The 20,409-nt window shown below is 58.8% G+C and carries 17 protein-coding genes; 5 read left to right on the forward strand and 12 right to left on the reverse strand.

What is annotated here, in order from left to right:
- Positions 1 to 44: 44 nt before the first annotated feature.
- Positions 45 to 3,125 (reverse strand): efflux RND transporter permease subunit, encoded by a 3,081-nt coding sequence (locus tag ROO76_06000; protein ID MDT8067704.1) that lies wholly within the window; start codon positions 3,123 to 3,125, stop codon positions 45 to 47.
- Positions 3,126 to 4,250 (reverse strand): efflux RND transporter periplasmic adaptor subunit, encoded by a 1,125-nt coding sequence (locus tag ROO76_06005; protein MDT8067705.1) that lies wholly within the window; start codon positions 4,248 to 4,250, stop codon positions 3,126 to 3,128.
- A gap of 550 nt (positions 4,251 to 4,800) precedes the next feature.
- Here ROO76_06005 and ROO76_06010 point away from each other — a divergent pair.
- From ROO76_06010 to moeB, 3 genes are all read left to right on the forward strand, one after another.
- Complete coding sequence (locus ROO76_06010) at positions 4,801 to 5,484, forward strand: alpha/beta family hydrolase (protein MDT8067706.1); 684 nt, start codon at positions 4,801 to 4,803, stop codon at positions 5,482 to 5,484.
- A gap of 7 nt (positions 5,485 to 5,491) precedes the next feature.
- Complete coding sequence (locus ROO76_06015; protein MDT8067707.1) at positions 5,492 to 5,935, forward strand: M67 family metallopeptidase; 444 nt, start codon at positions 5,492 to 5,494, stop codon at positions 5,933 to 5,935.
- A gap of 144 nt (positions 5,936 to 6,079) precedes the next feature.
- Positions 6,080 to 7,243 carry a molybdopterin-synthase adenylyltransferase MoeB gene (moeB, locus tag ROO76_06020; protein MDT8067708.1) on the forward strand — a complete coding sequence of 388 codons (1,164 nt, stop codon included), beginning with the start codon at positions 6,080 to 6,082 and terminating at the stop codon, positions 7,241 to 7,243.
- A gap of 68 nt (positions 7,244 to 7,311) precedes the next feature.
- Here the strand turns inward: moeB and ROO76_06025 are convergent, their stop codons facing one another.
- Both ROO76_06025 and ROO76_06030 read right to left on the reverse strand, forming a co-directional pair.
- Positions 7,312 to 7,992: a PilZ domain-containing protein gene (locus tag ROO76_06025; protein MDT8067709.1), complete on the reverse strand. Its 681-nt coding sequence runs from the start codon at positions 7,990 to 7,992 to the stop codon at positions 7,312 to 7,314.
- 167 nt (positions 7,993 to 8,159) lie between these two features.
- Positions 8,160 to 9,524 (reverse strand): L-serine ammonia-lyase, encoded by a 1,365-nt coding sequence (locus ROO76_06030; protein MDT8067710.1) that lies wholly within the window; start codon positions 9,522 to 9,524, stop codon positions 8,160 to 8,162.
- Between the two features lie 134 nt (positions 9,525 to 9,658).
- On the opposite strand from ROO76_06030, the gene ROO76_06035 reads away from it, so the two are divergent.
- Both ROO76_06035 and ROO76_06040 read left to right on the forward strand, forming a co-directional pair.
- On the forward strand, positions 9,659 to 11,104 hold the full coding sequence (locus tag ROO76_06035) for an aminoacyl-histidine dipeptidase (protein MDT8067711.1): 1,446 nt from the start codon (positions 9,659 to 9,661) through the stop codon (positions 11,102 to 11,104).
- A gap of 68 nt (positions 11,105 to 11,172) precedes the next feature.
- A complete protein-coding gene (locus tag ROO76_06040) occupies positions 11,173 to 11,925 on the forward strand; it encodes an alpha/beta hydrolase (GenBank protein MDT8067712.1) in 753 nt (250 codons plus the stop codon).
- On the opposite strand, the gene kynU is transcribed toward ROO76_06040, so the two are convergent.
- The 8 genes from kynU to ROO76_06080 form a co-directional block, all read right to left on the reverse strand.
- Positions 11,922 to 13,190, reverse strand: a complete 1,269-nt coding sequence (gene kynU / locus ROO76_06045) for a kynureninase (GenBank protein MDT8067713.1) — start codon at positions 13,188 to 13,190, stop codon at positions 11,922 to 11,924. The genes ROO76_06040 and kynU overlap by 4 nt on opposite strands.
- On the reverse strand, positions 13,187 to 14,551 hold the full coding sequence (locus ROO76_06050) for an NAD(P)/FAD-dependent oxidoreductase (protein MDT8067714.1): 1,365 nt from the start codon (positions 14,549 to 14,551) through the stop codon (positions 13,187 to 13,189). Before ROO76_06050 ends, kynU begins: the two co-directional genes overlap by 4 nt.
- Positions 14,552 to 14,711: 160 nt before the next feature.
- Positions 14,712 to 16,634 carry a tryptophan 2,3-dioxygenase family protein gene (locus ROO76_06055; protein ID MDT8067715.1) on the reverse strand — a complete coding sequence of 641 codons (1,923 nt, stop codon included), beginning with the start codon at positions 16,632 to 16,634 and terminating at the stop codon, positions 14,712 to 14,714.
- A gap of 3 nt (positions 16,635 to 16,637) precedes the next feature.
- Entirely contained in the window at positions 16,638 to 17,165 is a 528-nt protein-coding gene (locus ROO76_06060) for a 3-hydroxyanthranilate 3,4-dioxygenase (protein MDT8067716.1), read from the reverse strand.
- A 187-nt stretch (positions 17,166 to 17,352) separates the two neighbouring features.
- Entirely contained in the window at positions 17,353 to 17,769 is a 417-nt protein-coding gene (locus tag ROO76_06065) for a RidA family protein (protein ID MDT8067717.1), read from the reverse strand.
- A gap of 7 nt (positions 17,770 to 17,776) precedes the next feature.
- Positions 17,777 to 19,231 (reverse strand): 2-hydroxymuconic semialdehyde dehydrogenase, encoded by a 1,455-nt coding sequence (locus ROO76_06070; protein ID MDT8067718.1) that lies wholly within the window; start codon positions 19,229 to 19,231, stop codon positions 17,777 to 17,779.
- 177 nt (positions 19,232 to 19,408) lie between these two features.
- Positions 19,409 to 19,951, reverse strand: a complete 543-nt coding sequence (locus ROO76_06075; protein ID MDT8067719.1) for an outer membrane beta-barrel protein — start codon at positions 19,949 to 19,951, stop codon at positions 19,409 to 19,411.
- 109 nt (positions 19,952 to 20,060) lie between these two features.
- Positions 20,061 to 20,366, reverse strand: a complete 306-nt coding sequence (locus ROO76_06080) for an Hpt domain-containing protein (protein ID MDT8067720.1) — start codon at positions 20,364 to 20,366, stop codon at positions 20,061 to 20,063.
- Positions 20,367 to 20,409: the final 43 nt, after the last annotated feature.

The raw sequence follows: 20,409 nt of genomic DNA on the forward strand, positions 1-20,409 counted from the left end.
CTTTCTGGGTGCCGCGTCCTGGCTTCGCCAGGGCGGAGTCGTCGTTACGAGGCAGCCTCTGCGAGCACCTCGTCGCTTTCTTCTTCACCGTCCACCACCGCCAGAGAAGTATGCTTTCGCGCCACCAGCACGTAGATGGACGGCACCACGAATAGCGTAAAGATCGTGCCAATGAACATTCCGGTCACCAGCATGATGCCGATACTGTTTCGCGCTCCGGCCCCCGGACCCTTCGCCAGCACAAGAGGGAAGTGCCCGACGATCGTTGCCGCCGTCGTCATCAAAATCGGTCGCAGTCGTGTCGAAGCGGCTTCGATTACTGCGGCGATCTTGTCTTTGCCAGTCGTCTGCAGGTGGTTTGCAAACTCCACGATCAGAATGCCGTTTTTCGACACTAACCCCACCAGCGTGATCAGTCCAACCTGGCTATATATGTTCAGCGTCGTCATTCCGAGGAACGAGAACAGCAACGCGCCCGAAATTGCCAGGGGCACCGAGCCGGCCAGGATGATGAAGGGATCGCGGAAGCTCTCGAATTGTGCCGCCAGTACCAGGTAAATCAGCACTGCCGACAGCAGGAAGACGCCGAGAAACTTGCTGCCCTCCGTCTTGAGCTGTCGCGATTCGCCCGCGTAGTCGATCGTGTATCCCTTCGGCAGAATCTGCTTCGCCTGCGTCTCGAGGTACGTCAATGCCGAGTCCAGCGAAACACCGGGCGGAATCACGCCCTGGATTCGCACCGCGTTCAACTGCTGGAATTTGTTCAGCGAGCGCGGCTCCGCCGTAGTTTTCAGCGTCGCGAATGTCGAGAGAGGAACGAGATTACCGTTCGCGCCTGTCACGTAAATTTGCGACAGCTGCTCGGGCGTGAGTCGATCCACGCGCTTCACCTGTGGGATGACCTTGTAACTCTGACCCTGGATGCTGAAGCGGTTGACGTAATTTCCGCCCAGCATCGTCGAGAGATCCTTGCCTACCTGGCTCAGATCGACGCCCTCGGAACGCAACTTGTCGCGATCGAAGACGACTTCGGTCTGCGGCTGGTCGTATTTCAAGTCCGAGTCAGCGTAAATGAACATTCCGCTCTTGAACGCTTTCGCGACCAGTTGATTCGCGAAGGCCTCCAGTTGCTTCGGTTCCGCCGACGAGCAGATTACGAAGTCGACAGGGAAATTTCCGCCGCCCGGAAGCGGTGGCGGGGTAAGCGGAATCACGCGAATTCCAGCGATCTTCGAGAGCGGCCCAGTCGACTCGAGCAGCAGTTGCTGCGTCGTCTTCTTGCGTTCGCTCCAGGGTTTCGTGACCATGCCACCAAACCCCCCATTCGGGTTCGTGATCTGGAAGATACTCTGCGCCTCAGGGAACGAGTGATACACGTCGTAAACCTGCTTCGAGAACATCTTCGTCTGATCCAGCGTGGCGTTGGGCGAAGCCTGGATCACACCGAATACCACGCCCTGGTCTTCCGTGGGCGCCAGTTCCTTCTGCGAAAACAGGTAGAAGGGAATCATCAGCGCCGCCACGATCAGCCACAGCGTAAGCACCACCGGTCGGTACTGCAGCGTGCGTGACAGCGCGCGGTGGTACCAGTGCCGAACATTTTCGAACCGCCGGTTCACGAATCCGGCGAAGCCGCGTTCGGTGTCTCCCTGGCGCAGTAGCCTCGAACCCATCATTGGCGATAGCGTCAGCGCGACGATGCCCGACACGATGACCGCGCCCGCCAGCGTGAACGCGAACTCCCGGAACAGAGCCCCGGTCAACCCGCCTTGGATGCCCACCGGCGCGTACACCGCCGCCAGCGTGATCGTCATGGCGATGATTGGGCCAACCAGTTCGCGAGCCGCATCAATCGCGGCCTTGAACGGAGTCTTGCCCTCGTGCAGGTGGCGTTCCACGTTCTCCACCATTACGATCGCATCGTCAACGACGAGTCCGACCGAAAGCACGATCGCCAGCAGTGTCAGCAGGTTGATCGTGAATCCCGCCAGCAACATCAGGAAGACAGCGCCGATGAGCGAAATGGGAATCGCTACAATCGGTATCAGCACCGATCGGAAAGAGCCGAGGAACAGGAATATGACGATGATCACGATGATCAGCGTCTCGGTCAGGGTTCTCAGCACCTCGTGGATCGCGTCCTGGATGTACGCCGTCGAGTCGTACGGAATCCCAACCTTCATACCCGCCGGAAGTTGTGCCCGAATCTCCGGAATCTCGTCGCGAACGCGCTTGATCACGTCGAGCGAGTTCGCCGTCGGCAGCACCCAGATTCCAATGAACGTCGCGCCTTCGCCATTGAAGCGAACGTCGTCGTCATAGCTCTCGGCCCCAAGCGCAACGTCGGCAATTTCGCCGAGCCGCACCACGGTGCCGTTGTCCTGCTTCACCACCAGGTTCTTGAAGTCGTCCGCGGTGCGGAGGTCGGTGTTGGCCACCAGGTTCACGGAAACCATGGTGCCCTTCGTCCTGCCGAGCGCCGACAGGTAGTTATTGTTCGCCAGCGAGTTCCACACCATCGAGGGCGAAATTCCGAGTGCGGCCATGCGGTCCGGCTTCAGCCAGATGCGCATCGCGAATGTGCGCTTACCCTGGATGTCGGCGCGCTGCACGCCGCTGATCGCGCTCAGCTTTGGCTGAACCACGCGTGTCAGGTAATCCGTGATCTGGTTCTGGTCGAGATCCGACGACGAAAACCCGATGTACATCGCGGCAAATTGTGTATCCGCGGTTTGCAAGTCGATGACCGGAGCCTCGGCCTCCGGTGGAAGGTCATTGCGAACCTGCGCCACCTTCGACTGAATCTGCGTGAGCGCCGCGTTAGTGTCGTAATTGAGCTTCAGGTGGACTGTGATCGTGCTCAGTCCCTGCGTGCTCGACGACTCCATGTAGTCGATGCCGTCGGCGCTTGCAATCACGCGCTCCAGCGGAGTCGTGATGAATCCGCGCACCAGGTCGGCGTTCGCGCCCACATACACGGTCGACACCTGGACCACCGCGATATCGCTCCGCGGGTACTGGCGCACGCTTAGCGAGCGGATCGACTGCAACCCGGCAATCAGGATCACCAGGCTGACAACGATCGACAGTACGGGTCTCTTTATGAACAGGTCCGTAAACTTCATTTAGTTATCCTCGGGCCGTGGGGCCGGGCTATCGGACGGCTGGACCGTGTTGTTCACTGCGATCGCCGCGCCGTTACGCAGTTTGAAACCGCCGGAGGTCACAATCTGTTCTCCCGGCTTGACCCCCTCGACGACGCCAACCTGGTCGCCGCGCGAGCCCCGCACCTTGACGAATTGCTGTCGCACTCCCTGGTACGACTTTCCGTCGGGGCCTTTCATCTGCTCGACGATGTAGACCGAATCCCCGAACGGCGCGTAGTTGATCGCGGAAGCCGGTAGCGGAATTACCGAAGCATTGCCGCCGACGCCGACCTCAACCTGCGTAAACATCCCCGGGTGCAGCTTTCCATCGGCATTGCCGACCGTCGCCTGTACCTCGACATTGCGAGTGGCCGGATCGATTACCGAATTTATTGCGTTGATCTTGCCCCTGAAAGTCCGTCCGGGCAGGCTGTCGGTCTTGAACTGGATGGCCTGCCCGACGCGCACCTGCCCCAGTACCTGCTGGGGCACGCTGAAGTTCACATAGATCGGATTCAGCGATTGCAGCGGAACAATCGCCTGTCCGGCTGCCAGGTACTGGCCGAGATTCGCCTGGCGAATTCCCAACACACCGGAAAACGGCGCGCGAATGGTCTTGCGATCGATGGTTGCGCGGATCTCGTTGACATTCGCTTCGGTCTGGCGATCATCTGCCATCGCCTTGTCATAGTCCATCTTCGAAATGACACCTTCGTTCATCAATTGCAGATAGCGCGCATGGTTCACCTTTGCCAGATCGCGCTGCGCTTCCATCGCCGCCAGTTGCGCGCGCTCCTGCCGTGTATCAAGCTCGGCGAGAATCTCGCCCTTCTGCACCATGCGTCCGGAGTCGAAATGAATCACGCTCACTGTGCCTGGAAGATCGGCGCTTACCGTCACCCCATGAACCGCTTCCATCGAGCCCACAACTGTCATGGTCGTCGGCCAGGTCGCTTCCTTGGCCAGAACGGTCGTCACGGCCTCCGGTGGCGGCGCGAACGAGTGCTCCTTGATTGCAGCCTGTATCTGTCGCGTTTTGAAGTACCCAAGCGATACCAGCACGACAACTACAATTGCCAACATCAACAACATGCGCTTTAACATACTGTTCGACCTCAACCTGAAATTTGGCGCACAAGTCGCCTCTTGCAGCTGGATCACCCCCAGCCACCCGCAACGCCCGCTGTGCTCAGCGCGCTTGCGTCTGTTCTCAATTTGTTCGGTATCTACTAACGATCACTCATCGCCGGCTTCACCCGTACAAAGATTTTGGTCGGCGGAGCGCTGGAAGTCCCCACGTCAAAATCTGGAGTCAAATATCAGATTTCACTAAAGTGGGATTGGATTCGAAACTTCTCACCATCCTTCTCCCACAAGAACCCTTACGCACAAAGCCCTCGGGGAGTTTCAACAGCGGGCGAAATCTCCCATCCGGAACCTTCCGTGTCATTACTATGACGAACCAGCACCAGAAAAATTGACACAATCTGACGATTTTTTTGCGGAACCCGAAAATATCACATCGGGGCCCCACCTTCTGCCCCGACTGCCCCACGCAAATCTTGTTTTGCTTGAGCGATTTTTTAACTGGGGATAATTTCGGCAGCAGCAGTGGCCGCGAAATCGCGTCTATACTGACCCGGGAGTCAGTCTAATGAATGGCTGCTCAGTTCGCGAATTCACGGAAAATCCATCGGACGGAATTAACGTCCGCGGATTTCTTCACATCCCGGAAATTTCCACAGGCTACGGGCTCGTCCTGACACACGGCGCTGGCGCGAACTGCCAGTCACAGCTACTCGTGGCAATCTCCCGGGCATTTTGCGAAGCGGGATTCGGCGTACTTCGTTGCGATCTACCATTCCGACAGCTGCGTCCCCACGGACCGCCAGTCCGCGGCAGCGCCGAACGCGATCAGCTGGGATTAAGACGAGCTATCGAGGCATTGAGAAAGCACGTTCCTGGTCGGGTGTTCGCGGGCGGACACTCCTACGGCGGGCGCCAGGCAACATTGCTGCTCACCTCGGAGCCCGGCCTCGTCGAAGGACTGCTCCTGCTTTCCTACCCGCTGCATCCGCCGAAAAACCCGGAACAGTTGCGGACCGAGCACTTCCCCCGCCTTCGGACTCCGGCGCTGTTCGTCCACGGTGCGCGCGACGGCTTCGCAACCCACAGCGAAATCAGCAAAGCACTGAAACTCATCCCCGCAAAAACTAGGCTCCTGGAAATCGAAAATGCCGGACATGAATTGCTGTCCAGGAAAAACGCCGAGGAACTGCCGAAGATCATTGTGCAAACTTCCAGGGAGATGTTTGGAGCCGCGGAAACGGGTTCGTGACGGAACTATGCTGAAGATCCAAAAGTCCATTTGGGAAGCCCTTCGCCAGCATGGCGAACAGACCTACCCGCATGAATGCTGCGGGGCGCTGCTCGGTGCAATTGAACCCGACGGCATCATCACCGTGACCGGGATCGCGCGCTGCGGCAACACGCGCACCGACTCTCCGCAGAACCGCTACGCTATCGATCCTCGCGAACTGATGACCATCCAGCGCAAGGCCCTCAATACCGGCGTAGACATCGTCGGCTTTTACCACTCACACCCCGACCACCCCGCGCGCTGGTCGCAAACCGACCTCGCCGAAGCCCATTCAACGGGCTGCTCCTACGTAATCACGAGCGTCGATCACGGCCGCGCAACTGCCACGAATTCCTTCCGTCTCTCGGGTGCCGACGATGATCGATACTTCGAAGACGAAGAGATGGTTGTTTCTGACGACCCATCGTAGCTTCTGCAAGGGTGGGGTTTAGCAAATGGCGACTCGCTTGCGGGCTTTCGTCTGAATCCGCTGCCTGTGGCTGCGCATCATATCGAGACACGGACACCCTTGCGATTGTGCTGCCTGTTCCCAGCAAACTGAAATAGAGGTCCCATGAACCTGGAAGCCACACGAACTCCCAGCCTCAGCAATGACGAGATCCTCCGCTATTCGCGCCATCTCATCATGCCCGAGGTCGGCATGGAAGGTCAGCAGAAGCTCAAGGCCGCGCACGTACTGTGTATTGGTGCCGGGGGCTTGGGTTCTCCGCTCGCGCTCTATCTCGCCGCCGCCGGGGTCGGCACGCTCGGCCTCGTGGACTTCGATGTCGTCGACTTCACGAATCTCCAGCGCCAGATCATCCATACCCAGGGCGACGTCGGCCGCCCCAAACTCGACTCCGCCGAAGAGAAGCTGAAGGCGATCAACCCGTACATCAACATTCGCAAATTCGGAACCAGGCTGACTAGTGCAAACGCCCTCGATATCTTCAGCGACTTTGACATCATCGCCGACGGCACCGACAATTTCCCGACGCGCTATCTCGTGAACGACGCTTGCGTGCTTACCGGCAAGCCCAATGTTTACGCATCGATCTTCCGCTTCGAAGGTCAAGCGAGCGTTTTCGCCACCGAAGAAGGTCCGTGCTACCGCTGCCTGTATCCTGAACCGCCACCGCCCGGCCTCGTTCCATCGTGTGCGGAAGGCGGAGTGCTCGGAATTCTTCCCGGCCTGCTCGGCGTCATCCAGGCGACGGAAGTCATCAAGCTCATCCTCGGCTCCGGTGAACCGCTAATCGGTCGTCTCTTGCTCGTCGATGCGCTCGCCATGCGCTTCCGCGAACTCAAGCTGCGCAAAGACAAGGATTGCCCTGTCTGCGGCGAGCACCCGACCCTTCACCAACTCATCGATTACAACGAGTTCTGCGGAATTCGCGGCGAAGAAAAACCGGTCGAGGTGAACATTCCCGAAATCCAGCCGCAGGAACTCAAACGCCGCCTTGATGCCGGCGAAGACATCTTCGTCCTCGACGTCCGCGAGCCGCACGAATACCAGATCTGCAACATCGGCGGCTACCTGATTCCGCTCGGCGATCTGCCCAAGCGTGTGAGTGAACTGGAGACCAGCCGCGAAATCGTTGCCCATTGCAAGAGCGGTGTGCGTAGCGGAAAAGCCGTGGATTTCCTGCAGAAGGCGGGTTTTGGAAAAGTGAAGAACCTGGCTGGCGGAATTCTGGCGTGGTCAGAACAGGTAGACCCGACAGTCCCAAAATACTGAAACCGCGAACAACGAGCACAAAGTCGAACACGCCACCGTGCTCCATTGTGCCTTTCGTGAATTACCTCTTATACCGTGGCGTTTTCGGCAATGTCGATCGCTACCTTGCACGCTGCCTTCAGGCTCTCCGCGTATTCCGCTGGCAAATTGACGAACTCGAAACCGTGATAGAAACCGTGCGAGTGCCGCAGAACCACGTCGGTTGCGATGATCTTGGAGTCGCCCTCGCCGGCACTGAACTCGACGGCAGCCCGCGTGTCCGCTGGCAGTGATTTCGGAATGACCACGCCGACCCCAATACCGCTAATATCCCGGATCCGACCCGATATCATCTCGCCATCGATCTTCACTTTGATTCGCTGATCAAAAAAGTAGCGCTGCACGCGCCGTCGGTTTTGCCGGTCGAGGATTGCCTGCGCCGTCGGCGCTCTGAGAACTTCGATAGTCGCCATCATTCCGATTCTCAACGCCAGTTCCTGCCGCAGTTTCGTAACACTGGCCTGCTGCCGAACAGCAAAGATCGCGAAGATGATAACGATCGGCCACAGCCCGCGAATCGCCAGTTCAAATTGCCTCGCGCCATAAACGCCGTCCCGCGCAGCTCCGCGCGAAAGCATGGTGACCCCGGTTGTCAGCGCGAATATGATGACTAGCGCAGTGGCCAAACTCCACCAACCGCGCCGCTCAAGGTAAGTCAGCTTTTTCAGCGTTTGTGATAAATCCCCCGCCGGCTCCCCCGGTGAGTGCATAACGAGCCCCCAATTTCGTTCGGATTCCGCGTCAGAATTGTGTCACCAATTCGCCTGTCAGGCACGGTCTTTCCGGCAATTCGCGTCAAAACTATTGGCTCAGATGGTGCATTTTAGGAATCGTGCCAAGGGCCCGCGAATTGGCACGAGGGCCTGATCGCGCGATCTCAGCACTCGATCACATTCAGCGCGAGCCCTGCCAGCGACGTCTCCTTGTATCGCGATTGCATATCCAGCCCCGTCTGATACATCGTCTGGATCACCTGGTCGAGCGACACCTTGTGCTCTCCGGTTTCGCGCATAGCGATCCGGCACGCATTGATTGCCTTCACGGCACCCATCGCGTTGCGCTCGATGCACGGTATCTGCACCAGTCCACCGATCGGATCGCAAGTCATGCCGAGGTTATGTTCCATTCCGATCTCGGCCGCGTACTCCACCTGCCGGTTGTTGCCGCCAAGTGCCGCGACGAGTCCTCCCGCCGCCATCGAGCACGCCACCCCGACCTCTCCCTGGCACCCGACTTCAGCACCCGAGATCGACGCATTCTCCTTGTAGAGAATTCCGATGGCCCCCGCTGTCAGCAGGTAACGGAAGATACCCTCATCAGAGGCTTCCGGCACGAAGCGCAAATAATAATGTCCCACAGCCGGGACGATCCCCGCCGCGCCGTTTGTAGGCGCGGTTACCACTCGTCCGCCTGCGGCATTTTCTTCGTTCACCGCCATCGCGAACGTATTCACCCAGTCCATTGGCGCCAGGGGATCGTTGCTCACCTGTAACGAGAGTTTTTTGTACAGTCCCGGAGCGCGCCGCCGCACCTTCAAGCCGCCCGGGAGAATGCCTTCCGTATTGATTCCACGCTCCAGGCAGTCTTCCATCGTTTGCCAAACGCGCTCAACGTACGCACGAACCTCGCTCTCCGGACGCCATGACATTTCGTTGGCGAGCGCGATCTCCCAGATCGCAATCCCGTGATTATCGCCGATGCGAAGCAGGTCTTCCGCGCTCGAGAAGGGAAATGAGACATCGCGCTGCGCATCGTTTGCCGTCGCGGCCTCACCTTCTTTCTGAATGAAGCCACCACCCACCGAGTAATAAACATCGGTGGCGATCGGTTCGCCGGCGGAATCCAGCGCGGTAAACCGCATCCCGTTCGAGTGTCCTGCCAGAATCTTGTCTTTATGGAAAATCAGGTCATCGACCTCGGTGAAGGGAATGTCCTTCGCTTCCGCCAGCCGCAGCGAGCCCGACTGTCGCACCGCACCGAACTTGTGATCGATGGATGCCGGATCGATCTCGTCCGGCGCTTCGCCCATCAGCCCGAGAATGACCGCCCGGTCCGTACCGTGTCCCTTTCCGGTGAGCGCCAGTGAGCCATAAAGCTCGGCCCGCACGCGTGCCGTAGGTTCCAGTTTTCCGTGACGAGCCAGCGCAGTAGCAAACGCCCGCGCGGCCCGCATCGGCCCCACCGTGTGCGAACTCGAAGGCCCAATCCCAATCTTGAAAAGTTCAAAAAAGCTGGTTTTCATGCCCGCCTTTGATCCGCGTCCAATCCGCGTAAATCCGCGGTTAGCGTTTACCCCTTGCCTCTACCCTCTGACTTGTATTTCTACAATATCAAAGCCGCCTGTTACGATATTGGCACTCTGGAAGGAGAGCCCTAATGTCCGTGTTATCTGAATTGGAACCCAAAGCAGTCTGGAAGCATTTCGAAGCCCTCACCAAGATTCCCCGCGCCTCCGGCAACGAAGCCGCCGCCCGGCAGTACATCCTCGACCAGGCCAAAAAGCTCGGCCTGCAGACGCAGGTAGACGATGCCGGAAATGTCGTCGTGCGTAAGCCCGCCTGCAAAGGCCGTGAGAATGCCACGCCAGCGCTCCTGCAGGGCCACCTCGACATGGTCTGCGAGAAGAACGAGGGAACACCTCACGACTTCTCCAAAGATCCGATTCGCGTCGTTCGCCGCGACGGTTGGCTCTACGCCGACGGCACGACGCTCGGCTCCGACAATGGCGTCGGTGTAGCCGCCTCGCTCGCCGTCATGGAGAGCACCGACATCGCCCACGGTCCGCTCGAATTCGTCTACACCATCGACGAGGAAACCGGCCTGACCGGCGCGACCCGTTTCGCCAAAGGCATGCTCAAGTCCAAGTATTTCCTCAACCTCGACAACGAGGAAAAGGGAACACTCTGCATCGGCTGCTCTGGCGGCGTGAACACAACCGCACGACTCAAAATCAACTTGCAGCCCGCCCCTGCCGGCAACTCCTATCGCATCAAAGTCTCCGGTCTCAAAGGTGGACACTCCGGCGTCGACATTCATCTGGGCCGTGGCAACGCCATTCGTATCCTCGGCAACGCCCTGCAGCGCGTTTTAGAGAAACTTCCCATCGCCATTGCCGATGTTAAGGGCGGCAGTGCTCACAACGCCATTCCTCGCGAAGCCTCGGCCACCGTCGTCCTCGACGCCTCTCGCGAAAAAGAATTGCGTGCGCTCATCGCGGAGTTCGCCGCCGAAACCCAGACCGATCTCGGCAACTTCGATCCCGGCGTCCAGGTCACCGTCGAATCCGCCACTGCGCCGGCGCAGGTCATGGATAAATCCGATGCCAAGCGCATCGCCAACGTCCTCGCCGCTGCTCCCCACGGCGTGCTTGCGATGAGTCCCGACGTGCCCGGCCTGGTGCAGAATTCCACCAATCTCGCAACCGTCTCCATCAAGAGCGGCCAGGTCGAAATCGTGACTAGCCAGCGCAGCGCCATCGCCACCAGTCGCGACGCCTCCCGTCGCCTGGTCGAAACCGTCTTCAGCCTCGCCGGCTTCGATGTCGAGCACGACGAGGGCTATCCCGGCTGGAAGCCCGAGCCCGACAGCGACATCGTCAAGACCTGCAAAGAGGTTTACAAGAAGACCTTCGGCAACGAGCCGAAGCTTATCGCCATGCACGCCGGACTCGAGTGCGGCGTCATCGGTGAAAAATACCCAGGCATGCAGATGATCTCCTTCGGCCCGCAGATCGAGAGCCCGCACAGCCCCAATGAGCGCGTCGAAATCTCGTCGGTGGAGGAGTTCTGGAAGTACCTGAAGGCCGTGCTGGAGAACTTGTAAGTAGTTGGGATAAGTAGGAAGTTGGTGCCCACATCTGCGCGCTTTGCGCAGATGTGGGTCTTTTCCCGATGACTCGCGACATCACATCTCTTCCGCCGGTTCCCGCCAACTACCGCATCCGTTACGGCGACGCACCCTCACACTTCATCGACCTCTTCCTCCCCGAGAAAGAAACCCGCGGCGCTGCCATGATGATCCATGGTGGCTTCTGGCGCGCCCGCTACGACCTTCAGCACGCCAGCCACTTCTGCTCTGCCCTTGCTCGCGAAGGCATAGCTGTTGCCAGTCTCGAATACCGCCGTGTGGGCGAACCCGGCGGCGGCTGGCCGGGCACTTACGAGGACGTCCTCTCCGGCTTCGACGCCGCCCGAAACAAACTCGGAAACCGCATCCTCGTGCTGGGCCACTCTGCCGGCGGCCACCTCGCCCTTCGCCTCGCCGCCGACCGCCACCCCGCAGGCGTCGTTGCTCTAGCTCCCGTCGCCGACCTCCCACAAGCTTACAAACTGAATCTCAGCAATGGCGCCGTCGTCGAGTTTCTCGGTGGCACGCCTGAAGCGACGCCTTCGATCTACCAGGCCGCCGACCCTCGTTTGCACGCCTCTTCCGTTCAGCGCTGCCTGATCCACGGCGATCAGGACGACACCGTACCCATGTCAATGAGTTATTCGTATCTGAAGGCTCGTGGAGCGGACAAACCGGACATCATCCTGATCAAAATCAAGGACGCAAATCATTTCGACCTGATCGATCCGGAATCGGCAGTGGGTTGGAGTCCTGTTCTTAAAACCGTAAAAGCTCTTCTCGGAATCGAGTCTTAGCCAACAAGCGTCGCAAACTTCTCAGCAAACGCATGCACATCCGCAAACGTGTTGTACAACGGCGCCGGCGCTACTCGCAGAATATCCGGCTCTCGCCAGTCGCAGAGAACGCCTGCTTCCGTGAGGCGGTCGCAAACCTCACGCCCGTTCCGCGGAACACAAATCGACAACTGCGCTCCCCGGCGCCCCGCTTCGGGGGGTGTGATGATCCAAAACTTCTCCGAGCGCCTCTGATCGAGCAGAAATTCCAGGTACCCGCTCAGCGCAACGCTCTTCTCACGTAACCGCTGCATTCCAACCTCATCAAAAATGTCCATCGAAGCCCGCAGGGCCGCCATCGTCAATATCGGCGGGTTGCTCACCTGCCAGCCCTCGGCCCCTGGCGCGGCCTGAAATTCCGGGCCCATCTGGAAGCGCGTTTCCTGGTCGTGCCCCCACCAACCCGCAAACCGTGGCAAAGCTTCGCGCGTATGTCGCTCGTGCACAAAGCATCCCGCAATGCACCCCGGGCCGCCGTTCAAATACTTGTAGCTGCACCACACGGCAAAATCAGCACTCCAATCGTGTAATTTCAAAGGCAGATTCCCCGCCGCATGCGCCAGGTCGAATCCGACCGCACACCCTTTCGCGTGCCCCGCGCGAGCGATCGCCTCCAGATCAAAAAACTGCCCCGACGAATAATTCACCCCACCGAGCATCACGAGCGCAATCGAATCACCTTCGCGCTCAATCAGCGCCACGATGTCTTCATCGCGCAGCACCCGCTCTCCCGCGCGCGGCTTCAACTCAACCAGCGACTTTGCCGAATCCAATCCGTGGTACCGAATCTGCGATTTGACAGCGTATTGATCGGAAGGGAACGCGCTCTCTTCGACAACGATCTTGTGCCGCTCTTTTGTCGGACGGTAAAACGAAACCATCATCAGGTGCAGGTTCACCGTTAGGGAATTCATCACGACGACTTCAACAGGCTTCGCACCTACCAAACGCGCCGTCTGCTCCGTCAACAATCGGTGATAGGACATCCACGGATGCGTCCCGCGAAAGTGCGCCTCCACCCCAAGCTTCGCCCAATCGTCCAACTCCTGCCCGACATAGCTCCGAACCGTTTTCGGCTGCAGCCCCAGCGAGTGGCCACACAGATAAACGCAATCTGCACCGTCCGGCCCCTTCGGAATGTGAAAACGTTCGCGATATTTCGCCAGTGGATCGCCCTCATCCATCTGGCGCGCAAAAGCAGCATCGGCTCTAAAAGCTATGCTCATCGTTCCTCTTCCAGCGGCGTCAGATCGCGACGCACCAAGTCGTCGGCCTTCTTCCAGTCGAGATCCTCAATCCGCTCGATCCCATCGCACAACTTGGCCAGCATCCGGTCCTGGATCTTTCCTCGCTTCTCCGCCACCGAATACGGCACGCGGTGGAAAGTCACCATAGCGTATTTCGGCACGAACACGCCCGGATACTTCGCCTCCAGCGCCAGTTCCACCTTCTTCTTGAACAAGAATCGCGGGTCGGCCACGCGATCCCGCATTTCGACAAAGTTCTCCACCGCAAGATCCGCGATCGCATCCGTATTCATCTTGCGTGCCCGCTCAAACTCTTCGAATACCTGCCGCCACTGCGGCCCGTGCCGGTCCAGTAATTGCAGCAGCACAGTGCAATCCTCGAACCCTGCATTTAATCCCTGCCCAAAAAACGGAACGATCGCATGCGCCGCGTCGCCCAGCAGCAGCGCTCTTCCATCCACATGCCAGGGCGAACACTTCACCGTCACCATCGCGCCCGTCGGGTTCGCAAAGAAATTTTCCGTCAGCTGCGGCATTAGCGGCACTGCATCCGGAAACCGCTCATGGAAGAACCGCGCCACCTTCTGCTCCGAATCCAGCTCCTCGAAGCTGTCCTTGCCTTCAAACGGAAGAAACAGGATGCACCCATACGTCCCGTCAATATTCGGCAGCGCAATCAGCATGTAGTTCCCGCGTGGCCAGATGTGCAACGCATTCGGTTCCATCGCGTGTCGCCCATCCGCTGCCGCTGGAATCGTCAGCTCTTTGTACCCGTAATCGAGATATTGCTGCGAAAAGTTGAATCGATGCAGCTTCAACATCTCAGTCCTTATCGCCGAGGCCGCCCCGTCCGCCCCAATCACCAAATCGGTTTCCAGCGTCTGTTCCTCGCCGGTCTCTTCATCTCGCAGATGCACCGCGCCGCTCCGCAAATCGAATCCTGTGCACCGCTGCTGGAAATGAATCCGCACTCCTTGCTCGTCCGCCGCATTCATCAACGCGATGTTCATCTCCGCCCGCGAAATCGAGTTGATGACCTCGGTCTCGTCCTTTCCGTACGGCTGGAACGTCAACTCGCCCGAGACCGAATGCATCATCCGCCCCCGCATCTGAACGATGATGCTCTGCATCTTCTCCCACAACCCGGCCTGTTGCAGAGCGTGAATTCCGCGCGTCGAAATTGCAAGATTGATCGAACGGCCCGCGCTGATGTGCACTTGCCGCATGTCCGGCCGTCGTTCGTATAGCTCGACCTCGTACCCGCGCCGCAGCAGTTCAATCGCGAGCAGCGGCCCCGTGAGCCCCGAGCCAATCAGCGTGATCCTTTGTTTGTTCGCCATCTTCCATCACATTCAAAATGCAAACTCGTCATCCCGAGCGAAGGCCGCGATCTCTCCTTGCGCGCCGGTGTTGGCGCGCTCGCGACCGAAGTCGAGGGATCTGGATTCCTCTCGCGGCCACACTCTGTTCTCATTCGTTCAACTGAGTTCAGAAAATCGCTTATTCGGGCGGGCGCAGCATTGTGCGCGCCTCCCAAAGCTCAGGAAAGAATTTCTTGTCCAGCGTCGTCCTCAGATACGACGCGCCCTCGCTTCCGCCGGTTCCGAACTTCGCTCCGATCGTTCGCTCCACCATTTGTATATGCCGCAGCCGCCAGCTGACTACCAGTTCGTCAAACTCGGTGAGCCGCTCGCACACGTCGATCCAGTCGCGATAGTGCTGCTCGTTCTCGTACAGATCGCGGATCGCCGCTGCGCGCGCCTCGAACCGCTCCCGTTCGCCCATCTGCGGCGCATACGGTCGCAGTTTGCCAATTGCCCGCAGGGCCTCAAACAGCACATCGTGCAGCGAAGGTCCGTGCAGCCTGCGCTCCAGCTTCGCGTGTTCCTGTGGTATGTCCCCATGATGCCGAAGCATCTTCGCGTCCTGCAACCCGCAGAGGAACTCGATCTCGCGAAACTGTGCGGACTGGAATCCGCTCGCTGGTGCCAGTTTCTCCCGAAACGCCAGGAAGTGCGTCGGCAGCATCGTCTCCAAAATCGTGAACTGCGTGACGATCACCCGCATGATCTCCGTGCATCTCCGCAGCAGTCGCGCTGCTTCATACACCTCGTCGCGCGACTTCACGTTTCTCGATACCGCCTGCAGGCAGCGCACTACCGCTTCCAGGTCGTGCAGCAACTCCTTGAACCACAATTCGTACGTCTGGTGAATGATGATGAATAGCAGTTCGTCGTGCCGAGGCGGCTCCGAAAGCATGTGCTGCAGGCTAAGCAACTCGGGGATCTTCAGGTACGAGCTGTACGTCAGCTTGTCCCTGTCTTGACCATCGCCCGACGAATGCGCCACCGGGCACCCAGCACTTTCGGTGCCGCACATCTGCGCGCTTTCCGCAGATGTGGGTCTTTCGTCAGCTTTGGGAATATTGCCCGACGTCAACCCCAGAAACTTCGCCGCGTTCCGATACAGCAGCTTCGACTTCGTTTCCTCGTTCAATCCACTTCGCCGGATCAAGCTCCCAATACGTTCTTCGCCGAGCGGGAAGGGATAATCCGATCCGAGCACGACGTGGTCCTCACCCATCACACTTACAAGAAACTGAAGTGTCGCGTCGTCGAACACCGCCGAATCGACATAGAACCGGTCCAGGTAATGTCTGGGCGAATATTCTGACTTCCCGCGCGCTAGCGGGTGATGCGACCACGCATTCTCCAGTCGTCCCAGCAGGAATGCGAAGCTCCCGCCACCATGCGCGAAGCAGATTCTCAAGTTCTTCGGCAGCCGGTCGAACGCACCGCTCAGTATCATCGTTACGATTGCGAGTTGAGTCTCTGCCGGCATCGCCACCGTCCACGGCATCATGTAATTCGGCATCCGCTCGCGTCCCATCATGTCCCACGGATGCACCAGCACCGCCGCACCCTCATCCGCGCAGTGATGCAAAAACGTCAGAATGCCCTGATCGTCGAGGTTTTTCTCCCCAACGTGATTTCCAATATGCACTCCGAGATGCCCAGCCCTCATGCATCGCGTCAGCTCTTTGCAGGCCGCGTCGATATCCTGCAACGGCACCTGGCACAGCGACTTCAGCCGACCTCTGCCGCGCGCGCACAACTCCAGTCCCGCGTCATTGAAGATCTTCGCGCAATCCAACCCGTGCTCCGCGCACGCTCCATATGAGAAGAGCACCGGCGTCGCCGAGATGATCTGGATGTCCACGCCGTCGCGGTCCATCTCTTCCAGGCGCTTCTCGGGATCCCAACAAGCCGAGTAGATATGCCGAAACTCGCGGTCACCCAGCATGATGACGGCCTTGCCCCGTTCCGTGTGCTGGATCCACGGCCAATTCGGTGTGCCGAAACGCTCGGCAAGGTCCGGCCAGGTCTCCGGAAAAAAGTGCGTGTGAATGTCGATCGTTGGCATGTTCTATCGAGTTGGATGCACGGTTCCGCAATGTTTGCAGCGGCGCAATTCCTCGTCGCTGTTGAACCGCTCAAAAATTGGCGGCAGGTCGCGAACGATGCTCTTGAGCCTCAACTCCGCCCGATGCACGCGGTTATGACAATTCGGGCAATACCACTCGAAGGCATCGAGTTCACCCTCGGGGCGCGGCATCTCGATCACCATCCCGATCGTCTCCGCCGGGCGCTGCGGCGAGTGCCGCATGTGCTTCGGCAGCAGAAAAACCTCGCCCTCGCGGATCGGAATATCGACCGGCGGTTGTCCAGGTTTCTCGATGACGCGCAACTTGATGTCTCCCTTGAGTTGATAGAAGAATTCTTCCGTCGGGTCGTCGTGATAATCCCGCCGCTGGTTCGGGCCGCCCACGACGGTAACCATGAACTCTCCGTCTTCCCATACCTGCGCGTTGCCCACCGGCGGCTTCAACTTCTCACGATTCTGATCAATCCATCCTTGCAGGTTGAACGCTTTCAGCGTCGATATCGATGGCATCTCGTTCCTCCATTTGGGTCCCGTCCGTATTCAAAATAACGATTGACGATTTTCTACATTGACGAGTGAAGGATGAATGACGGAATGACGAATTGAGGACCGACGGGCGACCGTGCAGCTTATTCGTACTTCCGAAATTCGGCATTCGTCATTTGGCTTTCCAATCGTTCAATGTGAAAATCGTCAATCACTCTTTCGTTTTCTTGTATGCCATGGCCCTGATCTCAATCAGCAGATGCGGATGCGGCAACTGATGCACGGCGACCGTCGTCCGCGCAGGCCCGTTGTAGTCGAAATACTCGCCGTAGACTTCGTTGTATCCCGCAAAATCGTTCATATTGACCAGGTATGTCGTGATCTCGACCACGTCCTGCAAACTCGCGCCGGCACTCGCAAGAATGTCGCGCACGTTCTCAATCACCGCACGTGTCTGCGCCCGAATATCGAGCTTCGTCGTGCCCATCGCGTCCACGTCTGCACCTGCAATCGTGTTGTCCGCGCGCCGCGAACTCGTACCGGAAACGAACAGAAAATCGCCAGCGCGCTTAATGTGCGGATACTTTCCCCGGGGCGTCGCTTTCCCTGCAACTACCTTTGTATCCATTCACTCCTCAAAACTTCATGCAGACGTTATTTAACTCTGAATAAAAATTCAGGGAATGCATTCCACCCTCACGACCGATTCCCGACAGTCCAGCGCCCCCGAACGGCGTTCGCAAATCGCGCAGAAACCAGCAGTTCACCCAGGTGATGCCGGCCTTCATCTGCGGCGCCACCCGATGTGCCCGCGCCAAATTCGTCGTCCACACCGACGCCGCCAGTCCATATTCCGTATCATTCGCCAGTGCAATCGCTTCTTCTTCGGTATCGAACAGTGCAACGTGACACACCGGCCCGAAGATCTCTTCCTTTACGCAGCGCGCCGACTCCCGCAGCCCGGTCAGAATCGTCGGCTCGACATAGCAGCCTCTAGCTCGGCCATCTCCAAACTCCGGAACTCCTCCGCCCGTCACAACTGTCGCGCCCTCTTCACGCGCCAATTTGTAATACGACAGAACCTTCTCACGATGTTGCGCCGAGATCAGCGGCCCGAAATCCGTCTTCTCATCGGTGGGCCATCCCATTCGCATGTTCTCAGCTTTGTGCGCCAGCGCATCCACCACGGCAGGGAAGATCGATCGCTCGACATAGACTCGTTCCGCGCACAGGCAAACCTGCCCGGTATTCAGAAACACCGCATCGCTCAACCCGTTTACGGTCTGCTCGAAATCGCAATCGGCGAATACAACCGCAGCATTCTTCCCGCCCAACTCAAACGACACTGGCCGCACAAACGGAGCGCATCCCGCCATAATCGCCGCCCCGGTTCGCGACTCTCCCGTGAACGTGATCGCGTCCACTCCCGGATGCTTCACGAGTGCCTCACCCGCCGAATCAGGTCCGAACCCATGCACCACGTTGAAGACACCCTTCGGGACGCCGGCATCCTGCATCGCTTCCGCCAGCAGCGTCGCCGTCGCCGGAGTCTCCTCGGATGGTTTTGCCACCACCGCGTTTCCGCACGCCAGTGCCGGAGCCACTTTCCATGTCAGCAAGAGCAGCGGCAGGTTCCACGGCGTTATGACTCCGACCACCCCAACCGGTCGTCGATGCGCGATGTTCAGGGCCCGGTGTCCGTCCGAAGTCTGCGTCTCATACGATTCCAATCCCGCGCTCTTGATCAGGTCCGCGAAGGCCCGGAAGTTCGCCGCTCCTCGCGGCACATCCAAGCGCGACGCCAGCGCGATTGGTTTTCCCGTATCCGCAACTTCCGCCTGGACAAAGCAATCGAACCGTTTTTCGATCGCATCCGCGACCTTGTAGAGCATCGCCGCGCGCTCGCGAACCCCGCATCGCCCCCACTCTCCCTGCAGTGCTCTCTGCGCCGCGTCAACAGCCTCGTCCACCATCTCGGCGCTGGCCTCGCTCACCTGCGCCACCACCGACCCATCCGCCGGGTTGATATCGGCGAACTCCCGTTTCCCGCGCACAAATCGTCCATCGATGTAGCTTTCCAGCAGCTTCATCCCTTCACCTCGGCGCGCAATTTCCGGCGAAGACACGCGACCATGTCTTTATCGAGTAAGCAGGATTCCTGGCGCGAATGTTCCCACACAAATCACTGCATGAATTATAGACAGGAATCAGGGGCCCTGCTGAAGAATAGGTTCTTGAATAGCTGGATATTGCTTATCGAGTCCACATTAGAATTTGAAGACTATCCCCGTCGCGAGGCGGAAGTTATCTTGATGGCCGTTCCCGGAGCCTGTCGCATCTTTCAGCTTCGTTACCAGATAATCGACTTGCACGATTCTCCAATCGACGCTCTTTGACACCTGCCTGTCGAACCCTCCTCCGAGCGCCATTGCGAATCCCGTGCTGCTGTATGTGCCCTTCGTGTTGCTCATGTGCGCCGCACCGAAAAGCGCGTGCACAAACGGTGTGCTCTTCTCCAGCGGAGCCCGCATCGTCGGCCCAACCATGAACGTGTACGTAGGCAGGCTCGTGCCAACTCCGCCCACTGTGGGCGAGCCATACGAACCGGTCACCTCTCCCGTAATCCCAAAAGGCTTATTCAGGTAGTGAGTGAACTGGGCGTTCCATCCGAGCAGGCTCACATGCTGGATCCGGAATGCGTCAAAGCTGTTGTACTGGAATCCGACAAACACATCGCTCTTCGGATACTCCTGCGCAGACGCCGCCAAACAACACGCAATCACCGCCACGCACAACAATACTTTTGGCACGATTTCCTCTCCCACCACTCGTGCGTAAGTTGTACAACGACGGCCCGAGTTCCTCAATTGTCCAGGATGGTTCTTCGGTCACGCGACTTTCCGGGCGAGGGAAGCTTGCTTAGCTCCCGACAATATCCCGCAATTCCTGGAGCAGCGACCGCATTCGCGCCGGTTGGGCGGTTCCGTTTTGGAGCATCCCTTCGATTTCCCTCGCCAGTTCCGTCCCGTGTCCGCGCCCGAAGGTTCCCAGCGCTCCGGCCAGCTTGTGCGCGGCGGCGAGTGCGGAATGCCGTTCGTCTGGGGAGAGCTTGCCCTTTCCCAGCGATTCGCACGCGCGCTCGAGCACCCTAACGCGCTCCGTCATCTCGGGCAGATACTTCTCCCACAGTGCCGCGAGCTTTTCCCGAACCTCTTTCTCGTCCATGCGCGAGGCCAGCTTAGTCCAGTGAAGCGCTGCCTCGCCAGTA

The organism is Terriglobia bacterium, from assembly GCA_032252755.1.
Classification (GTDB): Bacteria; Acidobacteriota; Terriglobia; order Terriglobales; family Acidobacteriaceae; genus JAVUPY01.